This window comes from Paenibacillus tyrphae (genome assembly GCF_024158745.1).
In the GTDB taxonomy this organism is placed as follows: domain Bacteria; phylum Bacillota; class Bacilli; order Paenibacillales; family NBRC-103111; genus Paenibacillus_G; species Paenibacillus_G tyrfis_A.
In genome coordinates this window covers 24,513-46,559 of record NZ_JAMZAW010000028.1, presented here as the reverse complement: position 1 = coordinate 46,559, position 22,047 = coordinate 24,513, and the positions used below count along the sequence as shown (strand labels likewise).

Sequence of the window (22,047 nt, the reverse complement as noted above, 5' to 3'; positions counted from 1 at the left end):
TCCATGCTTGGCATTAATTAAGGAGGAGGAAGAGGTATGAATGTGAAGCATCTGCAAATTGACAGGGAATCACAGTTGGTCTATCTACTGTCCAAAATTCACATTTCGGAGGAAGAACTGGACTACATTCAGAAACTATTTGCTTCATACCTTGACTGGAGTCGGGTATGTGGGCTAGTACAGATGCACCGAGTCGTAGGTATCGTTTGGACAAATATCCGCAAATATATTATCGAAGAGCGAAGTAAATTTGTACCCTTTTACTTTTTTAAATCTACAGAGTTAATTTACAAGGCCCAGCAGCTTAAGGCCGAAGAACAGTTCAAGCTGGCTAGCGATGTGTGCCATCATCTACAAGCAGGCGGAATTAAATTTGTCACGCTCAAAGGTCTGGTTTTGTCAGAATATGCTTATTCGGGTATAGGTATGCGTTCTTCTAATGATCTGGATATACTAATTCACTCGAGCGAGACCAAAGAAGTGGTCAGGCTACTGAATGAACTTGGATATATGCATGGACAGTATCATTACAATACAAGAGAGATTATTCCGGTGAACCGGGAAGACGTGATCAAGTTTCCGATGATCTCACACCAACTCCACCCTATGATTCGTAAAACAATTGATATGACGTTTGTAGAATTCCATAACGTGGATATCCAATTTTCGATTGATATCCGTACTAATCGGAAAACAGATGAAATCGTAAGTCAACTGCTGGAGCAAAGAATCATGGCGCCGATCCGAGATACGGAGCTTCCTTCACTGTCTTGGGAAGACATGTTGATTTTTTTATGTATCCATTTCTGCAAGGAAGCAGTAGATTATAAGGAAGTACTGAAAAACAAGGATATGGCCTTGTACAAGCTTGTTGATATCTACCAGCTAATCACTCGTGGCAAAGTGAGCATAGATTGGGATGTATTTCTAGAAAAAGTAAGGGAATATAATATGGAGCGGGAAACTTATTATACGCTCCATTATACGGAAATAGTATATCCAGATACTATTCCGGCTCATGTACTGGATCGGATTAGGGGGGCAGACCTCTCCTACCTGCACCAGATTCTGGATAAGGACAAAATCGTATACACTTGGAAGGACTCAATAATCGAAAGAATTTTCGATGCCAACCGTACCGCTATATTGGAACAGCATCTGCTGGAGGATTTTTCTACGGAGGCGGAGGGCGCTAATGAGCATCGCAATGGATAAACTGGAGGCTGTAGCTGTCATAGGATCTTTAGAAGCAAGTGTAGAGAGATGCCGGACAGCTATTCAGACACTCAAGCAGTCAGATATACAGGATCAGCAACTGCTGACGATGTTCCGGTATTCCAAAGTCCAGCCGCAGGCCTTTATACATCTACAGCGTAGTGGTGAATATGAAGGTACGTCACTTTTGAACGAATTACATGAAGAATATGAGCTATGTATCAAACGCATGAATTGGATGAATCAGATGCTGACCTGGATTGACCAGATAGCCGGCGAACAAAATACTCATCCAATCATAATTAAGGGTGCTGCGGTAAATAAGTGGTATCCTAAAGGACAGATTCGTTTTAGTAAAGATGTAGATGTCCTGTTGCCTAATGCGCGAGAGTTGTGGATGCTAACTGCTCAACTAAGAGTCAATGAGTGTGTGCAGAAGGAAGCTTGGTATTTTTCCAAACGAAATGACAAGCAAGAGCCTTATTTTATAACGGGTCACTGGAAAAAGAGATTTGCAGACGGCGATTTCCGGCTAGATCTGCATGCTGGGTTTTATAGTACTTTTTTTCTCCAAAAGTTGGAGATTAATGTGGATGAAGCCTATATGCCTGTGCATGGTATGAAATATCTAAGACAGTTAAGACCTGAAATGTCCTTGATCCTGCTGCTGGGGCATGCACTCAGTCATCAGGGCCTTACGATTCGTGATATTAACGACGCTTATTGCATTTATAAAAATTTTCCAGATATAGATATGGATATGCTTCGGCACTATATTCGTCTGAATGCGTTGGAATTCGTCGCCAACGATCTGGAATACTGGCTGAAGCGGATCTACGTCGAAGATAACCATTTTCGGTTTTGGAATAAAGGCGTAGAGTCCCCGTCTACCCCTGCTGCTCAATGGCCTATCCATTATAACTGGCGCAAAATTTCCAGGCAATGGTGGAACCTTGAGCGCATCAAAGCAAGCAGAGTAAGGTCGCTACGTGAAGTGGTTGTGTTAGGTTGGGGCAACTTTTTTGCCAAACATCTTGCCAGTATGCAGACGAGGGAATGGAACCGTCCAACCAAATATGCTCTTCAAAAAATTTCTAGTTTTCGACATGCAAATGTGGAATTCGGTTACATGTCCTGTCCGGCACTGCTGGATGATTTAGAGGTTCCTTACCACCTTGCTGTAGAGGATAAGCGGCTGCTGAGTGCGTTGCAACATGCGGGGGTTTCAGCTGTATGGAGTGATTCTCTTCACGGCATCAGGGTTTCATTTGAAGAAGGTGATTTGCTACTGACTCACTGCGGATTATTCATCATTTCGTGTAATCTTCTGTTCACAGAGGAAATGATCGATCGTTCCCAGGAGATTCTGCAGATGATACGGCAATTCAGGCTAGTCTGATTTTAATTCAAAACCGGATTACTAAGATAAGGAGGTGAGTTCTATGGCATGCGCACCAGCTACTCCAGTAAAAGTATCAAAAAAAAGTTCCAAACGCTAGTTTAAATGGGCTTGCCGAGGAACACAGGAGTGTATGCTCCTGTGTTCTTTTCTAAAATCAAGGTAGGTGCAAGAACAAGATGTATACTATCAATATGTCAACAGATGCCTTTACAGCTATGGACAAATATCAGCTAAGTGCACTCTTACAGGCAAACGAGTCACTGGGAAAGTACAATTTTACTCAACAGTTGGAACAAACAATGGCCGCACAGTTAGGCAAAGAAAAAGCCTTATTTGTACCAACAGGATATATGGGAAATTTGATTGCTGTTATTGTTCATTGTAACCGTGGGGATACGGTTCTGGTAGAGCGGAATTCCCATATAGCAAGAATACAGCATGCCGCTATTTCATCTATAGCAGGTGTGACCTTGCATTGTTTGGCTGGAAAGCAGGGTATGATTCAGCACGACACAATAGAACAGCAGATCCTTGCAGCAACGAAATATTCTGCGCTGAGGCTGGTGTGTCTGGAAAATCCCCACCACTATAGTGGCGGTAGCATTCTATCATTGGATGAACTCCATAATATCCGAGTACTACTGGAGCGGAAGAATATAGCGCTCCATATGGATGGAGCACGCCTATTTCACGCTTCGTTTGTCCAGAAATTGCCGTTAAACCAGTTTGCAGAAAGTGTGGACTCGGTCATGGTCAATTTTAACAAAAGTTATAATGCTCCCCTTGGAGCGATTATTGCCGGTCCTGCAATCTTTATCGATCAGGCCAGAAAATGGCGAAAAATGCTGGGGGGAACGATACACAAAAGCGATCTTATGGCAGCAACTTGTCTTGCGGCGTTGCATCATGCCGGAGAATGGATGGCAGACAATCATCGGATGACGGAATGGTTGGCACAACATTTAAGGCAGCTACCGGGAATTGAAGTTAACGAAAACTCTCCCTTTACGAATATTATTACTTTGCGTGTGCGTCATCACAGGACGAATGCAGTCCGCTTATATGAACAGTTGGGGTGCAATGGAGTGAAAATTAATCTTCTGAATGAGCATACCCTTCATATGGTGGTCCACCGGGAGATTCAGGAGTCTCATTTGGAGCGGTTAATCTTTCTTTTCGCTGAAATATTAAAATAAGTGTCAGAACAGGAGCTTGAGTATGAAGCTGATTGTGAACTGGAATGAGCGAAGCTGCCTGATCGAATCGGATCAGGACGGAGTCGCTGAATACTTCAGTGTAAAATCCAATTTGCTAGGCAAGGGAAGCTTGCGATCGGCCCTAGAGAGTGAACAGCCTGCTCTTATACGGCAAAAGCTTTTTTATACTGACGGTCCGAATTACCAATGTTCGGTAAATAAGGAGGGGGTTAATTTTCAAGCTCCGTGGAGCGAGATCAAAACGACTAGCATGTTGGAATGCTTGCTGTTGAATATGTTTGAGCGGGACGCGCATCTTCATCACCGTTTTTCCGCGCACGCCTCATCCGTTAGTGATGGTAAGCATGCGTATCTTTTCCTCGGAGCTAAAGAAGCGGGCAAGACTACGATGGTCTATAATCTGTGCAAAAAATTGGGTTGCAAATTATTTAGCAATGATCATACCGAAATCGGGATGATGGACGGCCAGCCATATGTGCTGGGTGGAGATGGAAACAACTTTTTGACGCTGCGAAGTCATGCCTTGGAGCAAACCGATCTGCACATGTTTGATACCATTTTTGGCAAGCGGTTCCGGGGTATATCCGATATGCGCAAGCGGGTAACTCCTGAAGAAATAGGTGTACAAATGGAAACAAGGCCATTGCCTGTGAAAAAAGTGTTCTTCATCGGGCTGGGATATACCGATTCTCTGGAATACAGTCAGACAGCTTCAGATATGGCGAGTATAGTGCTTCATGAGAATATGTCCGGTTTAATTCGCGGAGTCACCTTGGCGATGTATGACCGTAATAAGCACTTTGGTCCCTGGATACCGGACTTTAGTTGTGAAGAGACTCATCAAAATCTGTTCCGTTTTATCAAGCAGATGGTTAATTTGAACCTAATTTATACAATGAGAGGGCCATTGAAGGAAGTTATGGATATTTTACGTCAGGAAATGCTGGTTCAGAACTTTACAAGAGCAGAGGGAAGTTTATCGTGATACGTCTAGCTTTTTCCAGAACGTTAATGACACAATCTGGCGCCTCTTTGACAATGAACAGCATTGGGGGAATGCTGCGGGAACACGGGATTGAGATAGACATGTGCCTCCTGGAACGCAATTCACACATTAATGGGAAGCGTTTGTGCCGACACAGCGGAAGCTTTCCTGTTTTGTTGCTCAAGATTAACTTTCAGGATTATGAGCGAAATATGGGATTGGCGATTGAAGCCAAGCGGGCAGGCCTGTTCCAACGGATCTTCGTATGTGGGCCTTTTGCTAGTTTAAACGCGCAGCGTGTAATCGAATTTTATCCTGAGCTAGATGGTATCATCCTTGGAGAAGGGGAAGAGACGGCACTGGAACTGGTTAAGGCTTTACAGCATGACCCCATGAATTATACTTGGCCAGTGAATATAAGAGGCGGATTGTGGCGGGACCCTGTCACTGGCGAGATCATTGAGGCAGAACCACGTATCCCTACATTATCGTTGGACCAACTTCCTTTCCCAGTGCGTGAAGTGGAAAAGAAAGAGCGCGCTGCGTTGGCTAACTTGGAAGCAAGTCGTGGCTGTCTGGCGAACTGCTCTTTTTGCCATATCCCGGCGATGCGTTCCTTTGAGGAAAATACCGCTCCGAGACGTGTCAAATCCGTGCAGCGTGTTGTGGATGAAATGGAAAGTTTAAGATATGAGTACAGCAAAAATTTTCTGATTTTCAATGATAGTATCTTCTGGGGCAGCGACAGAGATAACGAACGGCTGATTGAACTGGCGAATGAAATTCACCGTCGCAAGCTCAAGGTTAGATATATGGTCTATCTGCGCTGTCATCCATTTCCACCAGAAGAGGTGCTACAAGCGCTGGCCGAATCTGGACTGATCCGGGTTTTTCTTGGGGTTGAAAGTGGGACAAAAGATACACTCAAGCTGTTCAAAAAAGGTATTAAGACCGATGCTTACCATGATGTCAAAGAAAAACTGGAGGTATATGGGGTCAGTCACCACATCGGGTTTATCGTTTTCCATCCTTTTTCGAAGGTGGAAGATGTTAAAACAAATATTGAATATCTGTATCATATGAATAAGCTTTTCCGTGTTGGTGTTATTATCGAGAAGATTCGCCTGTTGCCTGGGTCAGGCATGCATCAGTTGGTCCAACCACCAGAAGATGTGGATTTATCTTCTATCGTAGACCTCGCTTATCAATATCGATTCACGTCTGGCGAAGTTCGTGCACTACATGAGGGATTCACCTTAATATTTAACCATGTGTTAAAAAAATCGTATATGGATATGGAATTTTTCTGTACCAATACTGATCTGGCCATTCATATGGTATTAAGAGAGGACCCGAAATTCAAACTAACCCATTTCAGACAATGGCAATATTTCCTTGAACAGAAACAGCAATACCAGGATTTGCTGTTACGGTATTTTGAAGAATGTATTGAAGGGGTTCAGCATGGATGGAGTGAATCAGAGGTATCTTCACCTGTTTTGCATCGATATTTTATCCAGAATTACTGGAGATTGTACCACCGGCTTCAACTGGCGTGGGGGAATCTATTGGAAACGATCCGTGTGCATCATGGACCGGAGATTCCAGATACATTATTTACGGGAGAGGAGTCGGTCTGATGTTTCCTGAAGTTCCTGATTTTCCAAAAGCGATTGAAGTCCAAACAACCGCTGCTTGTAATGCCTGTTGTATTATCTGCCCACACGCACAGGTATGGAAAGAAGGACTCCGAGGAACTATGGCAGACCATTTGTTTGAAAAAATTATTGCAGAATGTCAGAAATATCAGTCTGATCTACGGCTGATTCCTTACCTGAATGGAGAACCGTTTCTTGATCCAAACATGCCTGATAAAATTGCCATGATCAATGAGCAATGCCCAGAATCGGTTGTGGAGATTTCTACAAATGTATCCATGTTGGATGAAAAAATCATCTCGAAGTTGTACTATACCCGTATTGATGATCTGAGACTCAGTATTTTTGGTTTTTCGCAGCAAACGCATGAAAAGATGATGCCAGGGCTGAAATGGGAGCGTGTCTGGGCAAATCTGATGAGATTGATCACAGACCCTCGTCTGCGGCAGCAGATTCCGGAGATCAATCTGGTTATGATCGCTCATCCTTATGTACCGGAAGAGGAATACATGCAGGCTCAGGAGTTCTGCTATCAGCACGGACTTAAATTTAAGCATTGGGGATTTTTAGACCGATCCGGCAATGTAAAATTGTTCTCCAATGAAGTCCGGCATGAGAGGGTCTATGGTTGTGAACAGCATCGACCGTTGGAAAGAATGCACATTCGTGTGAACGGCGATATAATATTGTGTTGCCAGGACTGGCGCGCATCAACCGTTATTGGGAATGTGGCCGAAATGTCACTTCGTGAAATCTGGCTTTCGCCTGCGTACAACAAGGTTAGAGCTTCCATTTACAGAGGAGAAGGAGAAGTTCCGGAAATATGCAAAAAATGCAAACTGGCCTTGACAGGGGGGGCATTGTCGCAATAGATGGCAATGTATACACAGGCAAAACAACCCTGTGCCAGTATCTGAAGTCTAAAGGTTTTTTTACGGTGGCGGAATACGAACCGATAGTGGGGAGAACACTGTCACGGATAGAGATTCAGAAGATGTATGTGGATCAGGAACAGCATCGGATGCGGCAGATGATGAGGGAACTTAGGAATGGACAGCAAATTTTCGTACTGGATCGCTCTTTTCTTTCGTTATCCGCCCATGTGAAATGCTTGTTACTTCTAGAGGGGATCGATATTCGAGAATCATTCATCGATTATCTCGAGTTTCAGTTAAAGGCCGGACAAGTCATCATACCACGACTGTTTATCTATTTGCAGAATCGGTGGGATATTTTGTACAGAAGGTATTTACGCGGAGAAGCATCGGTTCAGGCTAAAGGGACACCAACTGATCTGATTCGACCGGAATACTATCAATGTATTGATGCATTCCACCAAAAGGTCCACAGGCACTGGGGTGAGCATTGTTGTTATACCATCAAGCAGGAAAATCAGCATGAGATTTATCAATTGATTAAAGGAATTTTTCAATTTAATACAGACCAATTAAGCAGCATCCGGATTATGGAAGGTTTACACATAGCACTATGGGATAAGGAAGATGAGCATGTTTATAGATATCGACGGACCAAGCGCAGTTGGCAAGACAACATTGATGAACAGGCTAGTGGCGACGGGAGTAGGTTTGGGATTACCAGAGGTACTGGAACATACACAGCCGCGGATCAAGAACCCACAGAACCAAAATGAATTCTTGCTCAAGCAACTCTGGTTTTTTGAAAAGATGATCGGAAGATACGGACGGCCTAAGTCGGAGGTTACCTTTATTGATATTGGTTATCTGGATTGTCTGTTGCATACCAGATATTATTCCAGCTTTCGTAAAAATGGATGGAATATTATGGAGCCATTCGTCGAAATTATATTGGAAAAGTATGCAGATGCCCGGATATCGGATAGCATTATTTTTCTTGAAGCCAATGAATATACACTACGGAAGCGAAAAGAGGGTGATCTTGGCACATCCCGGACCAATCATGACGAGAATATAGAATTGTATGTAAAGAAGAAAAAGTTCTATCACCATCTTGCGCGGAAATACCCAGGATATGTCTATATTATCGACGCCGAACAATCTATGGACGATGTGTATGAACACTCTTTGGAGCGGATCCAACATGTGAGATCGCTAATAGCCATACCGTATGCCAATGCTTCCAATGCAACGCGACTTACATTGGAACAAATCTTGCAGTCTCTTCTTCAATTTAAAGACTGAGGATGGGGAAATAATGATCGAGAGCTACACATACTGGACGTTAGTTTGCATGCATATCGCGTTCTCCATGACATGGATGTACAAACTGAGCAGAACCAGCCGTTACCTGCGGCATTGGCATCAGTCTGGTGACTTCGGGACTGAACAACCAGCATCGGAAATGTGTGTCATAATTCCAGTTCTGGAAGAAACAGTTCGCCTGTGGCATACAGTAGAACGATTTGTAAAGATGCAAGATAATATTCAGGGACGCTATTCCGTTATTATTGTGACAACGGAAAAGGAAAAGGAAGCTTACCAGCATACTACCCGAAACCTGCTACACCGGGTGGACCAGGCGGGTTCCATAGCGGAACTGGAATCTGTATTATCTGTGGCATTACCGAAATTAGGAAATAACACACAACATAGGCTTGACTCGAATATCAATCTAGAGCAGGCCCGTCAGATCAGCCGTACGCTCATTCAGGAGCGCCCGGATACGATTGAACTTGCGGACGAGCTGGCGGAGAGATATCCATGTGTACGGACCTTTCATATGCCCGGTACTACAGGAAACATGGCCCACCAGGTCAATTACGGGGTGGAGCAATTTGTTCAGACAGTATCAGATTCGGGTAGTGTTCTGTTTGCTCTGTATAATGCGGACTCCTGCCCGGATCAGCGCGCATTTGCCTGGGTACGGCATATCCGGCATCAATACCACCGACAGCATTGTATTTTTCAGCAGTACGGTATTTATTTCAACAATTTTGAGAACTGGTCTCGGGACTCTTTTATTAAAAAATCTATCCTCACAGCAGCTGCCGCCTGGCAGAGCAGGTGGAGCCTGGGATTTGAAATACCGAATGCTCTGAGGACATTCCGTGACGATACAGACTTTGTAATGGAAGAAAAAAAATGTTTTCCGTTCGTGAATTATTGTATCGGGCACGGTCTGTTTTTTGATTATGACACTTACAAGAAATTTAAGGGCTTCTCGACTACGACACATAATGAAGACGCTATTTTTGGACTGCAGGCTAGTTACTCCGGCGTCCCGATCATCCCAGTTCCTTTTTTTGAAAGTGCGGATTCGCCTGATACCGTCAGAGCTTTGTATATTCAAAAATCCACTTGGTTCTGGGGTCCATTCCAAGCATTCAAATACAAAGATATCATTATGGGATACGAAAATATTAATAACCTAGCGAATAAATTCCGGCTGACATGGTTATCCTGCTGTCTGTTTGAACATGGGGTGCGCTGGATAGCTGGTCCAACGTTGATGGTGTTTTTTCTGGCTTTAAGCCTGTTGCATCCTTTGCCATACCGTCTACCGCTGTTCATTCTCGTTTATTTGATCTATTTGGTTCTACCGAATCTTGTGGCGATTGCGTTGAGCAAGACTTATCTGGAAGAAGGAATACAGAAATTCAGGTGGCCCGGAACCATTGCAGAATGCTGCACAGGCTCTATACTAATGTTCATTATGCACGGTGCTTCTGCCTACAGAACGATATGGATCAAGCTTACATCTGCTCAGATCCAAAAAGAAAGGACTCCATTGAAAGGTCAGTGATAGAGATGAAACAGCAGTTATTTGACACATGCGGAACTTCCTTCTTATTTGAAAGTGAGAGGGATGAGGCGTTTCAAAATCAGAGCATTCTCTGGCATTATGACATAGCAGACCCTAATACCCATCCTGTTGCAAAGCTTGGCTATCGTGATCGTCCTCAGGCCAGAATAATCTGGGATGGGCAGGCAGAATTAATACTGGAGGCGGACTGGAAGGAAATCCGGAACACGGAAGTATTGAAGACCCTGCTCCATCTAATCAGTCATTATGCGCTGCAAAAAGATAAGAAGTTCGTCATTCACGCCTCGTCTATCAGTCTAGACGGCAAGGCCAAGCTGATTTATGGTTCAAGCGGTTCAGGCAAAACCATCACAGCTCTTACCAGCTGTTTCAAGCATAGTGCCCGGTTGATATCCAACGGATCATCGGTTGTTAAGATCATCAATGATCAGCCTGTAGTGGTCGGCACGCATAAAAAAGGACTTAAACTCAGACAAAGCTCGATTAAGCAGGCTATGCCTGAACTGGCAGATGACTTGTTCAGCGTAGATTATGACAAGTCTCAGTTTGATCGTAAACGTTATGTAAGTCCGGAAGATCTGGGATTGATGTCAGAACAAAATTTCTGTCCGCTTGATAGATTTTATAAAATCAAATTACAGCCCGGGTCTATGCATCATAATGCCTTAGAACCTTACCGTACCCGACTAATGCTGTATGAAGATATCTCCAGATTGATAAGAGGCAGCGCCAGCCTGCTCATGTTCGGCGAACATGCTGACCGGACGATTCGCGTACCTGATCTGGATAATCAAAATATATACAGTGACAGAACTAAACTAATTGAATCGATTGTAAGCGGACATTTGGGTGATGCGCTATACGGTTCCCCTGATCAGTGCGCCGCCTATCTTGCGGAAAAGCAGCAGGAAGTGGAGTATAGATGAGCAGATTATGTGGCGGTAACCATTCCATCCAACTGGATAGAGACAGATGAGTGGAACGAAGCATGGAGGTTACGGATTACCAGCAGATTTTAGGGGATTTTGGAACGCCTGTTTGGAAAAACAGCAGCAGTCCCCGGTCTCATTTACGATGACGCCAAACACTTTTTACAGTGAAAATATCAGACTGTACGAAGTGATCTACCAGGCAATGGATGGCACCCCTATTCACGGCTGGCTACTATTGCCTCATTTTGTAGGCCATCCAGTTCCGGTCGTCGTGAGATACCCAACCTATTACGGGAATAGGGGCTTTCCTGTGGAGGGTCTGCACTGGATAGCGATGGGGTTAGGTTATTTTACGGTGGATGTACGAGGTCAGGGTGGACTCAGTCCCGATTATGCCCGATATGAAGGGGGCAGTTCGGCAGGCTGGTTGACCAAAGGAATCCTTGATCCACACCATTATTATTATAAATATGTCTATATGGATGCCGTACGGGCGCTGGATGTGCTTTCCACTCTGAATGTAGTAAATGCTGACCGGATCATCGTAACTGGCCGAAGTCAGGGTGCTGCGATTGCTTTGGTGGTGGCCGCTCTTGATCCACGGCCCAAGATCGTACTGGCAGTTAATACGTTTTTATGTAATTTTGACTACATATTCCGAAATTCACTTCATCAAGAACCTTATGAGGAATTCACTCACTGGTTTCTAAATCTTGATCCGCAGCATCATAAACAGGAACGGATCATGCGTACATTAAGTTATTTTGATGTTCTGTATCATATGCCTTACAATCACGCTGCTTCTCTTTTTATCACATCTGGGCAGGACAAAATAGCGCCCTCTGAAGCGGTTATATCCGCCTTTCATCAAATTCGAGGGGAAAAAGAGTGGGTGCATTTTCCTGATAACGGTCATGCTCATATGACTGTGCATGAGCAGCTCAAGGCTGATTTTGTGAGCAGATATTTAACACGTTAAGACGGTTGGATAAAAGGATGTTCCGAGCTTAGAAACATAAGGTACGAGACCCACAAAAAGTTTTCACTGTCTAAAGATCATTTGGAAACTACCGATAAGTAAGCCGGGCTACGCCATGTGCTTAAGCGCAGAGGGCTGAGTTTAGATGTAGTCATCACTATTGGTAATGGCCATAATGATTTCTAATGGTGATGAAAACAACCAGACTTTTCAAAATACTATTACCTTAAGGAGAAGCTATGGATACGATCAGTTTGTTAAAGGAGTTGACCGAAACAAACGGAATTCCAGGGCGTGAAGAGGATGTTGCCCGCCTGATGATGCATTATATGGATGGACTAGCGCATATCGAACGAGATCGACTGGGGTCAGTGATAGGTATAAAGAGAGGATTCGCGAAAGGTGTCCGTGTAAGCTTATCCGCTCATCTAGATGAAGTCGGATTTATGGTGAAAAGCATTACTGAGCGCGGATTTCTGTTGTTCCAACCTCTGGGTGGCTGGATTCCTCAGGTGATGCCTGCTCATCGAGTTGTTGTGTATACGGAGCAGGGAACAGTAGAAGGAATCATCGGTAGTAAGTCCAAGCATTTGTTATCGGTAGAAAACCGCAAGGAAGGATTCACCAAAGAACAGTTATTTATAGATATCGGCACATCTAGTCGTGAAGAGACGCTGGAGCTTGGGGTCCGCATCGGTGATTCTATTGCCCCTGCAAGTACATTATCGGTACTAAATCAGGGTCAGTACATCGCAGGCAAGGCGTTGGATAATCGTTTGGGCTGCGCTGCTTTGATTCAGGTGTTAGAGGCGCTCGCGGAGGGTGATCATCCTAATATCATTTATGCTATTGCGACTGCTCAGGAAGAAATTGGACGGCGTGGGGCGTTGACTGCCGCTCATCTGGTACAGCCGGAGTTGGCGATAGTACTGGATACCGGAACAGCGCGCGATATTCCCGGAGCGGAGAATATAGATGGACCGGTATGCGGTAAAGGCCCATTATTATTCATGTATGATGCCTCAATGCTGCCTAATCAGCGTTTCGTTCGATATGTGGAACATGTAGCGGAAAAGATGGGGATACCGCTGCAATATGAATTCCTGTCCTTTGGCAAGACAGACGCTGGTCAAATTCATACTTATGGAGCTGGCGTGCCGACGATTGTGATCGGATTCCCTACACGCTATATGCATACTCACAACTGTGTAACTCACTTGCAAGATTATGAGAGGGTCGTTCGACTGGTAACAGCACTGCTGCGAGGACTGGATCAGGCAGTTGTAGATCATATTATGTTTAGGTAAATCAGAATCTTCCTTAAAAAAGGTCAGGGTGATTCCATGCTAATAGAGGCTGAGGGCTTGTGCCGTGATTATAAGGTTATCCGTAAGAATAAGCCAGGTTTCAACTGGCTTACAGGATTCTTTGTTCCGAAGTACGAGAAGAGGAGAGCTATACACAATATCAATTTTCGGATTGGAAAAGGGGAGACGATTGCATATATCGGACCTAACGGTTCTGGCAAATCGACTACTATCAAAATATTAACCGGTATCCTAGCGCCTACCAGCGGCAGGGTATTTGTGAATGGGCTTATGCCTTATGTGAAGCGTAAGGAAAATGCACAGCATATCGGTTTTGTATTTGGACAACGCACCCAGTTGTGGTGGGACCTGCCGATTACTGATAGTTTTGAACTTCTTAAGGAAATTTACAATATTCCGGATGATATTTATAAGAGCAATCTAAACCGACTTGAAGAACTCCTAGATCTACGGTCATTCAACAAAATACCTGTCCGCCAGTTAAGTTTGGGACAGCGAATGAGAGCTGAGATTGCCTGCGCTTTCCTACATGACCCGGATATTGTCTATCTTGATGAGCCGACCATTGGAATTGATATTGTGGCCAAAAACAAAATCAGGCATTTTCTGCGCGAAATCAATCAAGAAAAAAAGGTGACGATCATTCTGACCACACATGATATTGATGATATTGAAGAGGTATGCAGGCGATTAATCCTAATTGACCAAGGGAGTATTATTTACGATGGCGAAAAAAAAGATTTTCTCAAAAATTATGTCACCCATCGGCAGATTGAAGTTACTTTTGAAGAGCCTGTACAGGAAGCCATTGTCATCGAGAATTGTGAAACGTTTATGGATCAAAACAAGGTGAAATTGCGTTTTGAAAAAAAATCAGTGTCTGTGAATCATCTGCTGAAGCGTCTGGGACAGACAGGCACAATCAGGGATTTTACTGTCAGTGAAGATACGCTCGAAGATGTATTGAAGAATATTTATTCTAAGGGGCTATAATGTGCTTCAATTAGGATATATCCGAAAATTGGTTATGATGTCCATTCAAACCCAATTCGCGTTCAGATCAGCCTATGTTATTCAGTTGATTCGTGAACTTCTCTTTATGATGCTATCAATCCAGTTGTTCGAAGCATTTTACGCTTCAACAGACCAGCCTGTTGAAGTAGGGATTCAGCAGACAGTTACCTATCTAGTGATCGCAAAATTTGCGCAGTTTTTTTTTATGCAGACTATGACGAACGTCCAGAATCGAATACATACAGGGATGATTTCCATGGAACTATTGAAACCGGCTCCACTTGACTTTGTTATGCTGGCACAGGAATTCGGCTCATGGTTACAAAAGATCGTGATGATTACCCTGCCGATTTTAATAGTGACTTATTTCTTCTATGATGTTCAGGGACCTCAGCATCTTTATGATCTGCTTTGGTTTATGATCAGCCTTTTGGTTTCATTTGTAATTATGTTTTATGCCAATTATATTGTCGCTTTGTTCGCTTTTTGGATTCCTTATCTGTGGGCGCTCAATATACTTAGTAATACTCTTTTTGTCTTAATGTCGGGTGCCTCCATTCCATTGTGGTTTTATCCTGACATTGTTCAAAGAATACTGCAGTATACGCCGTTTTCCCTATCCGTTTTTGCACCGGTCAATATTTATTTGGGAAATTACAGTGCAGGGCAAATAGCGCAGATACTGTTACTTCAATTGGGATGGATGATTATACTGTGGCTGGTTGCCCGCTGGATATGGAGTCAGAGTATCAGGAAAATTATTATTTTTGGAGGATAGTATGACCAAGTCGGCATATCATCTCAATTATATAAATAAGTCCCTTAAACTTCTATGGAAACAGCAGTTCATCCATCCGTTGAACTTTTGGGTCACGTCCATTGCCGTTTTCCTAGTGTTTCTAACAGGGTACGCCTCAATCTATTTTTTGATGCTTAAATTCGGGAATGTCGCTTCTTGGAATATTCACCAAATCACTTTCTTATATGGACTGTATGTGTTGTGTTATGGGCTTACCAATGTAGTCATGTCCCAGTTCAAATACTTTGACAGTTATGTACATCGGGGAAAGCTGGATATTTTGTTATGTCGCCCCCGCAACGTGTTGTTGCAAATTGCGCTTCAGGGTTTTGAATTTGTTTCTTTTGGACATATCAGCTTAGGAATCTTGCTGCTCTTCGTTTCTAGCATCCAGTTGAAAATGCAGTGGGACCTGTGGGTACTGGGAAAACTTCTCTTGGTTGTACTTAATGCCGTATTGATGATGGCGGCGATTTATATTATTGGGGCTGTGGCCAGCATATTCATTATTCAGGGTAGGCAGGTGAGGGACTTAGCTTTTATGACGTTACAGAATTATCTGGTCTATCCGCTTGAAGCCTACCATCCTTGGACTCGTATAATTATTACTGCGATTCCGTTGAGTTTTATTCTTTATTTTCCCGTTAGATGGCTGATGGACGATTCGGCAAATGCCGGAATATTCACGCTGGGAACAGGTATCCTTTTTCTAACTGGAGCAATTTGGTTGTGGAATAGAATGCTGTGCAGATACGATGGCAGCAGCAGTTAACCGTCAATTTGGGGCTAGCGCTTGTTATGGGAAAGAAGTCGTCTATGATCAATCAGATTATATCCATACCACATCACTATATCCAAAACGTTATTAAAACCCCCTTATTACCAAGTGTTACATCTCTATGTTACTGGGGAATATATCCCCCTATTCTTTGCTGCACCTTCAACTTACCGTAAAATTTATGCAGCCTATCATTGATCAGAAGGAAAGGTGAAATGATGACAAAGAGTGAAATCAAGTCTCTAATTGAAGGCATTTTAGATGGAGTGTTGGAACAAAATAATCAGCAATATGACCTAGATCAGGAACTGGGTCAACTGGGATTGGATTCGATGAAGTCTGTTGCGCTGGTAATTGACTTGGAAGAACAGTTTGATATCATTTTTGAAGATGAAGAACTGCTAGTTGAAAACTTTTCCTCTTTGCAGAAAATTATAGAAATTGTCGAGTGCAAGCTGACAGGTGCCAAATGATACTAAGTATGTCCAGCGAAACCCGCAATCAACAGCACATACTTTGGTATTATAATATTAATGAGGAACAGAATTGGAACCGATCTACTGTACTCCCAATGGTAACGGATATACAGCTGCAGGCCATGATAAAGCAACAGGAACAGCAGTTGTTTTATATTGCTAGGCCGGAGCATACCGTGCTCCTACGTCATCACCCTGATCCTGAGTTTCTTAATTACCTGACTGCTCGCGGTATCACTTTGCCGCAGATGCAGTTTATACCGCCAGAGGATGAGTTAGCTGAAGTTGAGCGTGTTTTGAAAAGCCAGCATTTTGATCGGATCATTCCCTATATGATGACAGAATCGATCCAAGAGCGGTATCATCTCTATACTTCCGTATACGGTTGTGATGCTGGGTTGACTAAGAAAATCAACGATAAATTCTTTGTTCGGACACTGGCGGAGAAACATGGTCTGCCAATCACACGTGGTTACTTTTGCAACAGTTCGGAAGATATAGAACAATCTTACCAAAAGCTATGTGAGGCAGGTTTTGAGAAATGCGTCATTAAAATTCCTTACGGCTCGTCTGGGAAGGGGTTAAGGGTGATAGATAACCGGGAAGCCTTTGAGAAAATCCTCAAATATATCACTAGACGTCAGCCGGAATTTGAACTGCTAATCGAAGGCTGGTATCCTGTTAAGCAATGTATCAACTGTCAACTAGTTATAGATGATAGCGGAAGCCGTGTTATTGCCTTTACTGAACAGTATATTGATCGCCAGGGAGTATATAAAGGCACGAATTTCACGCCACGATATGCTCCAGCCGTATTGGAGAAATATCGCTACTGGATAAACCGGGCAGGAGCAATGCTACAGCAGATGAATTACAGAGGCATATGCGGCATTGACTCGATCATCGATATGGAGATGAACATTTATCCGTTGATTGAGATCAATGCGCGCTTTACCCAGGTCACCTATTTGCTTCCGCTAATTCAGGACAAGTATGCTCATTATCCTGTCGTCATAAGCAGTTACATTACCATATATGGTTGTAAAGAAATGTCATTTCCGGAATTTTTAAAAATGATGGAACAACAGATTCATGCTGATCATACAAGCGACTTTCTGATCTACACATTTTGCCAGCACCGGCTACCTGATAGGGCCGCAACATATCGGATCTATGTGCTGTTTTTTGGTACTGACAACGAACAGGTAAAAACCATGGTCAGGCAGTTCAAAGAGATGGAAAAATCAAAAGGGAATCAAGTAGGTCTTGACGGAATAGGAAGCGGAATCGAGCCGAATACATTCTGTACGACGAGAAGGCCCAGTTTTCAGTTTCCGCTAATCCCTATTGATTGATAAGCATGTTTGTTGCATTGTCCTGAAGGGATCAGAAATCGCTGAATATCCTATGATGTTAAAAGCCAACGGATGGAAAAATAACAGAAGGCAACGGTCCTTCTTGGTTCTGAATCAAAAAGGGTATGACTCTATTTCGCTATGATCGATATTTTACTATATTTTCATGGCATAAATACAAGGAACTTAGAATTTAGAGAAGACAATTGCATTTGCGCGACTCATAAACCCTTGCTGAAAGGTTGAATGTATGAAACTATCTGATCAAAAAATTTGGGAGTTGTCTACTTCTTACAAAACACCACTTTATATCTATGACGGTGATTTTCTTGAGAATCATGTTAATCGAATCCGCCAATATCTACACCCGTCGATCGATATCTTTTTTTCACTTAAAGCAAATAATAATCTGTTTTTAGCTCATTGTTTTCTAAAAAAGGGTTTTGGAGCGGAAGTGGCTTCTAAGGGTGAGCTATTTTTGGCGAAAACAGCAGGTTTTTTGCCATCAAATATTATTTTTTCCGGACCTGGAAAAAATGTGGACGAAATTACCTATGCACTAGAACAGAACATTTACTGCGTAATTATTGAATCTTATCAAGAACTGGTGATAATTGAACAACTGGCACAAAAGATGGGAATGATAGCGAACATCGCAGTTCGCATTAACCCTGATAGTGATTTGGTACAATCTAGTATCAAAATGGCCGGTGTGCCACGTCAATTCGGAATTGACGAATCACAATTAGTGGATGTTTTTGAAAAAATCAATTCAAGTTCTTTTCTTCATTTTAGAGGTATTCACATCTATACCGGGACCCAGATTCTGCAAGCCCAACAACTCTATCAGGCTTTTTCGTATGCAGTCAACTTGGCTCGGTGTATAAGAGATGAGTATGGCCTTTTGTGTGAAATGATTGACATGGGTGGGGGGATGGGTGTGCCTTACTTTGCTCATGAAAAAGAACTGGATTTTTTAACGTTGGCTAAAAGAGTCAATCAATTAATCAATAAAGCTGTTTACGATTTTCCCACGACGCGTTTCATTATTGAGAGCGGCCGATATTTAACAGCTGAAACTGGTGTGTATGTGGCGCGGGTTCTTTATGTGAAGCATTCGAAAGGTGAAACATTTTATATTGTTGATGGAGGAATGCATCATCACGTTTCCTCCACTTTTCGTGGGAGGACACTTCGAAATAACTTCCCAATAAAGTTAATTTCTAAATCAATGGAAGATTGCGTACCGACTCCAATTCAAAAGGCAACCATTGTCGGTCCACTATGCACACCTGAGGATTGCTTAGCTAAAAATGTAGAACTTCCCGTTGCGAAAGAAGGTGACCTTATAATGATAAAAAAATCTGGAGCATATGGACTTTCGTATAGTCCTCAGCTTTTTTTAGGGCATGAAAGTGCGATGGAAGTCTATTATTACCAAGGTGAAAGTCGGGTGATCCGGGAGCGTGGTAGAGTGGAGGATTTGCTGCTCCACCAAGTTCTAACAAAACTAAAGTGATTTCTAGTGCCTCAAACAACAATGAGGAGATGCGTAAATTGCACAAGCAGTTGGCAAGAAAGAAGTGAACGTCTCCCCTGAATAATAGATATGTACCTTCCCGAGGATGACGAAAGCTATTGAAATGGCTAGAAACCAAACAAATCATACATGTTGCAATGGAAGTACCAAGAAACTAGATGACCAAATTCAATTGCTGTTAAAGCCGTAAAGAACGAGCTGGAACTAATACAGACCATTCCTGAGAAGTGACATAACTACTGTGTGTTAGGTCCTCAGTTTTTCAAAATGTGACTACTATGCTCTGTTAGAATCGAGCAGGACGGAGTCCTTATGGACAGATTAATCTTCACGCACATAGAATGATCTTGAAGGAAATGTTTTGGGATATGTGGATCTGTGAAAACGAGTCTGCAAAGTTCAAGCTAAGTATCTTAAATGAGCTGAAAAATGGAGGAGTCCAGGTCATTCTCATCACCTAGATGGACTCTTGATAGTTTTTTTAAAAGTAACAACGCATGTTACCCACGGCAGAGATTCAGAAGTATATCATTCACCACAGTAGCAACTCAACCGGCTATGTCTCCTATAAAGTTGAAAAGGAACGGCGAACTTGAGGCCGGTTAACAAGACTGCAACCGAAGAAGCTGTTCTTGTGAAGCTTCTTCGGTTCGAAGAAATCTGGGTATCAAAATCCCCCACATCCTTCAGCCTTGTTGTAAAAATAGAGAAGCGCTGACCTTTTTCAAGTATCCGCTTGAGATCCGTAAGCATCAGCTTCAAAAAGTAAGAAGAAAAAAGAGTATTTTCCAAGCAACGAAAGCCTAAGATGCTCTATTTGCTACCATGGCAATGGACAGAGCTTGTTCAAAAGGGGAAGGCGTTTTTTCAGCCCCCGTTGGCCAGTACTTTCGTTAAACAGCCGGTTCTTTCTCCAGAGAAACTCATCTAAGGGAGAGTTTACGCAAATAACTCCTAGCACAAAAATTTCTCTACACTGTCACTACGAACTCTTGCATTGCGGTAATATTTTGCTGCTCTTGAGAACATATGTGGTCAATTCTATTAATAACTCTCTGCTTGTAGTTATCAAATTCTCCTTTAAAGTAAGCATGCATTATTAAATTTGCTGCCACTGTCCAAGACTGTGCAGCATCAAGAAGTTTGCTTGCGGTTGACTTTTGATTATGAAGCATTAAATAGAGATGAAAATGATAGCGCGAATTACCAATTTCTTTGAATTGTCTATACAGTTTATCAATATAGGGTTGTGCCTTAATATGTTCTAAACCAAAGACGTCATTAATAATAATCTTTATAGTTTCAATTCCCGAGAGCCCAACGACCACAATATCCTCCGTATTTTTGAAATCTAAATCGCCAATCATATGTTTATAATTGGCAGCTACTACTTTAAATAAATCATTTTGGGGCTTGATTTTATTTGAATCATCTATTTCAAAATAATCTATTGTAGTATCATTAAAATTGTAAGTTTTTCGAGTGCTTTCTATTGCCGAAGTTAAAGTTTCTTCAGATATGAATCCGTGATGATAAAAATAATGATCACAAAATTCGTAGAGATTTTCAGTGTAGTCATATCCTACAATTTCAAATCTATGAAGGTCATGTTGTTTTTGATAATGATGACAGTATGGTAATTCAAATATATCTGATTTTAAAGATATTGTTTGTCCATTATTAAGCATTTCTTTGATTTTTAGTGAAACACTATCAAAATCTTTAAAGATTAATTTTTTATGTTTTACACCCATATTCTCCTCGATCACTTCAAATATATCTTTATAATATGGTGTAATGTAAAAATCTTTATGACTATTTCCTTTAACAACGAGTCCTGATTGATTAAAGATGGATTCAACAGAAAACCCTAATCTTTTAAGCATAGCTGCTATTGTAAGATGAGAACAATTATGACGTTGACTTCGATATAAAGTGAAATGCATATACTATAAATCCCCCAATTCAATAGTCAGACAAAATAAATGAAGACATGGATTATCCTCAAAATGAATGGAGGAAACGGCAGTGCTTTTTGGAAAACTAATTACATCATACCAGATACTCGGGGATACTTGATTTAAGATTCCCGTTGGCAAATGAATATAAGGAAACTGTAATGCTAACTGATCACGAAAAGATGATTTGCTTTTTGTAAAATGCGAAAAAAACATTTTGTCACTGTGTACTATTTGGTTATTGTTGCAAAAATGCACATCCCCATACATATCCGCCTCAGAAGCTGTGCCAAGAAGATGAACTTTTGTTATTTGTTTTGCTTTGAAATTAATTATCTGACCAGACAACTCGATATTATCATATTGATTATATTTGATAAATTTGAATGGAATTTTTTCGTAATAAAATATAGAGCCAAACGGGAGAAATTTTTCGGGAAGAGAGAGTTTTCCTAGGCTTAGTTCTCCATGAGAGATATTATTATCGTTTGTACATCCTACATTATTAAGGTAACTAGTTATATCCAACATATGGTAATTGGTCATTGTGTCCCTCCACAGAGAATAAAGGCAGACCCAGTGATATTATTAATAATCTCACTGGGTCTTTTTTTCGTTTGGGATTTTGTTGCTGTCACATATTAACTTT

Annotated in this window: 20 protein-coding genes; 17 read left to right on the top strand and 3 right to left on the bottom strand. The window is 42.2% G+C overall.

What is annotated here, in order from left to right; all coding sequences use genetic code 11:
• Positions 1 to 36: 36 nt before the first annotated feature.
• The 17 genes from NI000_RS30565 to NI000_RS30485 all read left to right on the top strand — a co-directional run bounded on the left by NI000_RS30565 (position 37) and on the right by NI000_RS30485 (position 19,419).
• Positions 37 to 1,215 (top strand): nucleotidyltransferase domain-containing protein, encoded by a 1,179-nt coding sequence (locus tag NI000_RS30565; protein ID WP_253415138.1) that lies wholly within the window; start codon positions 37 to 39, stop codon positions 1,213 to 1,215.
• Positions 1,196 to 2,614: a nucleotidyltransferase family protein gene (locus NI000_RS30560; RefSeq protein WP_253415137.1), complete on the top strand. Its 1,419-nt coding sequence runs from the start codon at positions 1,196 to 1,198 to the stop codon at positions 2,612 to 2,614. The genes NI000_RS30565 and NI000_RS30560 overlap by 20 nt, the downstream gene beginning before the upstream one ends.
• Before the next feature lie 179 nt (positions 2,615 to 2,793).
• The gene (locus tag NI000_RS30555) at positions 2,794 to 3,813 is read left to right on the top strand and encodes a threonine aldolase family protein (protein WP_253415136.1); all 1,020 of its coding nucleotides are present in this window, start codon (positions 2,794 to 2,796) and stop codon (positions 3,811 to 3,813) included.
• A gap of 22 nt (positions 3,814 to 3,835) precedes the next feature.
• Positions 3,836 to 4,819: a hypothetical protein gene (locus NI000_RS30550; protein WP_253415135.1), complete on the top strand. Its 984-nt coding sequence runs from the start codon at positions 3,836 to 3,838 to the stop codon at positions 4,817 to 4,819.
• 53 nt (positions 4,820 to 4,872) lie between these two features.
• Positions 4,873 to 6,459 (top strand): B12-binding domain-containing radical SAM protein, encoded by a 1,587-nt coding sequence (locus NI000_RS30545; protein ID WP_253415134.1) that lies wholly within the window; start codon positions 4,873 to 4,875, stop codon positions 6,457 to 6,459.
• Positions 6,459 to 7,349 (top strand): radical SAM/SPASM domain-containing protein, encoded by an 891-nt coding sequence (locus NI000_RS30540; RefSeq protein ID WP_253415133.1) that lies wholly within the window; start codon positions 6,459 to 6,461, stop codon positions 7,347 to 7,349. Before NI000_RS30545 ends, NI000_RS30540 begins: the two co-directional genes overlap by 1 nt.
• Positions 7,301 to 8,128, top strand: coding sequence for a hypothetical protein (locus NI000_RS30535; RefSeq protein ID WP_253415132.1), 828 nt, complete (start codon positions 7,301 to 7,303; stop codon positions 8,126 to 8,128). The genes NI000_RS30540 and NI000_RS30535 overlap by 49 nt, the downstream gene beginning before the upstream one ends.
• A gap of 542 nt (positions 8,129 to 8,670) precedes the next feature.
• Entirely contained in the window at positions 8,671 to 10,218 is a 1,548-nt protein-coding gene (locus tag NI000_RS30530; protein WP_253415131.1) for a glycosyltransferase, read from the top strand.
• Positions 10,219 to 10,223: 5 nt separating this feature from the next.
• A complete protein-coding gene (locus NI000_RS30525) occupies positions 10,224 to 11,165 on the top strand; it encodes a hypothetical protein (protein ID WP_253415130.1) in 942 nt (313 codons plus the stop codon).
• 46 nt (positions 11,166 to 11,211) lie between these two features.
• Positions 11,212 to 12,150: an acetylxylan esterase gene (locus NI000_RS30520; protein ID WP_253415129.1), complete on the top strand. Its 939-nt coding sequence runs from the start codon at positions 11,212 to 11,214 to the stop codon at positions 12,148 to 12,150.
• Positions 12,151 to 12,389: 239 nt separating this feature from the next.
• Positions 12,390 to 13,457 carry a M42 family metallopeptidase gene (locus tag NI000_RS30515; RefSeq protein ID WP_253415128.1) on the top strand — a complete coding sequence of 356 codons (1,068 nt, stop codon included), beginning with the start codon at positions 12,390 to 12,392 and terminating at the stop codon, positions 13,455 to 13,457.
• A 36-nt stretch (positions 13,458 to 13,493) separates the two neighbouring features.
• Complete coding sequence (locus NI000_RS30510; protein WP_253415127.1) at positions 13,494 to 14,471, top strand: ABC transporter ATP-binding protein; 978 nt, start codon at positions 13,494 to 13,496, stop codon at positions 14,469 to 14,471.
• 1 nt (position 14,472) lies between these two features.
• Complete coding sequence (locus tag NI000_RS30505; RefSeq protein ID WP_253415126.1) at positions 14,473 to 15,270, top strand: ABC transporter permease; 798 nt, start codon at positions 14,473 to 14,475, stop codon at positions 15,268 to 15,270.
• Between the two features lies 1 nt (position 15,271).
• A complete protein-coding gene (locus NI000_RS30500; protein ID WP_253415125.1) occupies positions 15,272 to 16,063 on the top strand; it encodes an ABC-2 family transporter protein in 792 nt (263 codons plus the stop codon).
• A gap of 221 nt (positions 16,064 to 16,284) precedes the next feature.
• A complete protein-coding gene (locus tag NI000_RS30495; protein WP_253415124.1) occupies positions 16,285 to 16,542 on the top strand; it encodes an acyl carrier protein in 258 nt (85 codons plus the stop codon).
• A 98-nt stretch (positions 16,543 to 16,640) separates the two neighbouring features.
• A complete protein-coding gene (locus NI000_RS30490) occupies positions 16,641 to 17,900 on the top strand; it encodes an ATP-binding protein (RefSeq protein WP_253415123.1) in 1,260 nt (419 codons plus the stop codon).
• A 250-nt stretch (positions 17,901 to 18,150) separates the two neighbouring features.
• Complete coding sequence (locus tag NI000_RS30485) at positions 18,151 to 19,419, top strand: type III PLP-dependent enzyme (protein ID WP_253415122.1); 1,269 nt, start codon at positions 18,151 to 18,153, stop codon at positions 19,417 to 19,419.
• A 549-nt stretch (positions 19,420 to 19,968) separates the two neighbouring features.
• Here NI000_RS30485 and NI000_RS30480 read toward each other — a convergent pair.
• The 3 genes from NI000_RS30480 to NI000_RS30470 form a co-directional block, all read right to left on the bottom strand.
• Entirely contained in the window at positions 19,969 to 20,202 is a 234-nt protein-coding gene (locus NI000_RS30480) for a hypothetical protein (RefSeq protein WP_253415121.1), read from the bottom strand.
• 209 nt (positions 20,203 to 20,411) lie between these two features.
• Positions 20,412 to 21,386: a BtrH N-terminal domain-containing protein gene (locus NI000_RS30475; protein WP_253415120.1), complete on the bottom strand. Its 975-nt coding sequence runs from the start codon at positions 21,384 to 21,386 to the stop codon at positions 20,412 to 20,414.
• Positions 21,387 to 21,389: 3 nt separating this feature from the next.
• Positions 21,390 to 21,944, bottom strand: a complete 555-nt coding sequence (locus NI000_RS30470; RefSeq protein ID WP_253415119.1) for a hypothetical protein — start codon at positions 21,942 to 21,944, stop codon at positions 21,390 to 21,392.
• Positions 21,945 to 22,047 lie beyond the last annotated feature (103 nt).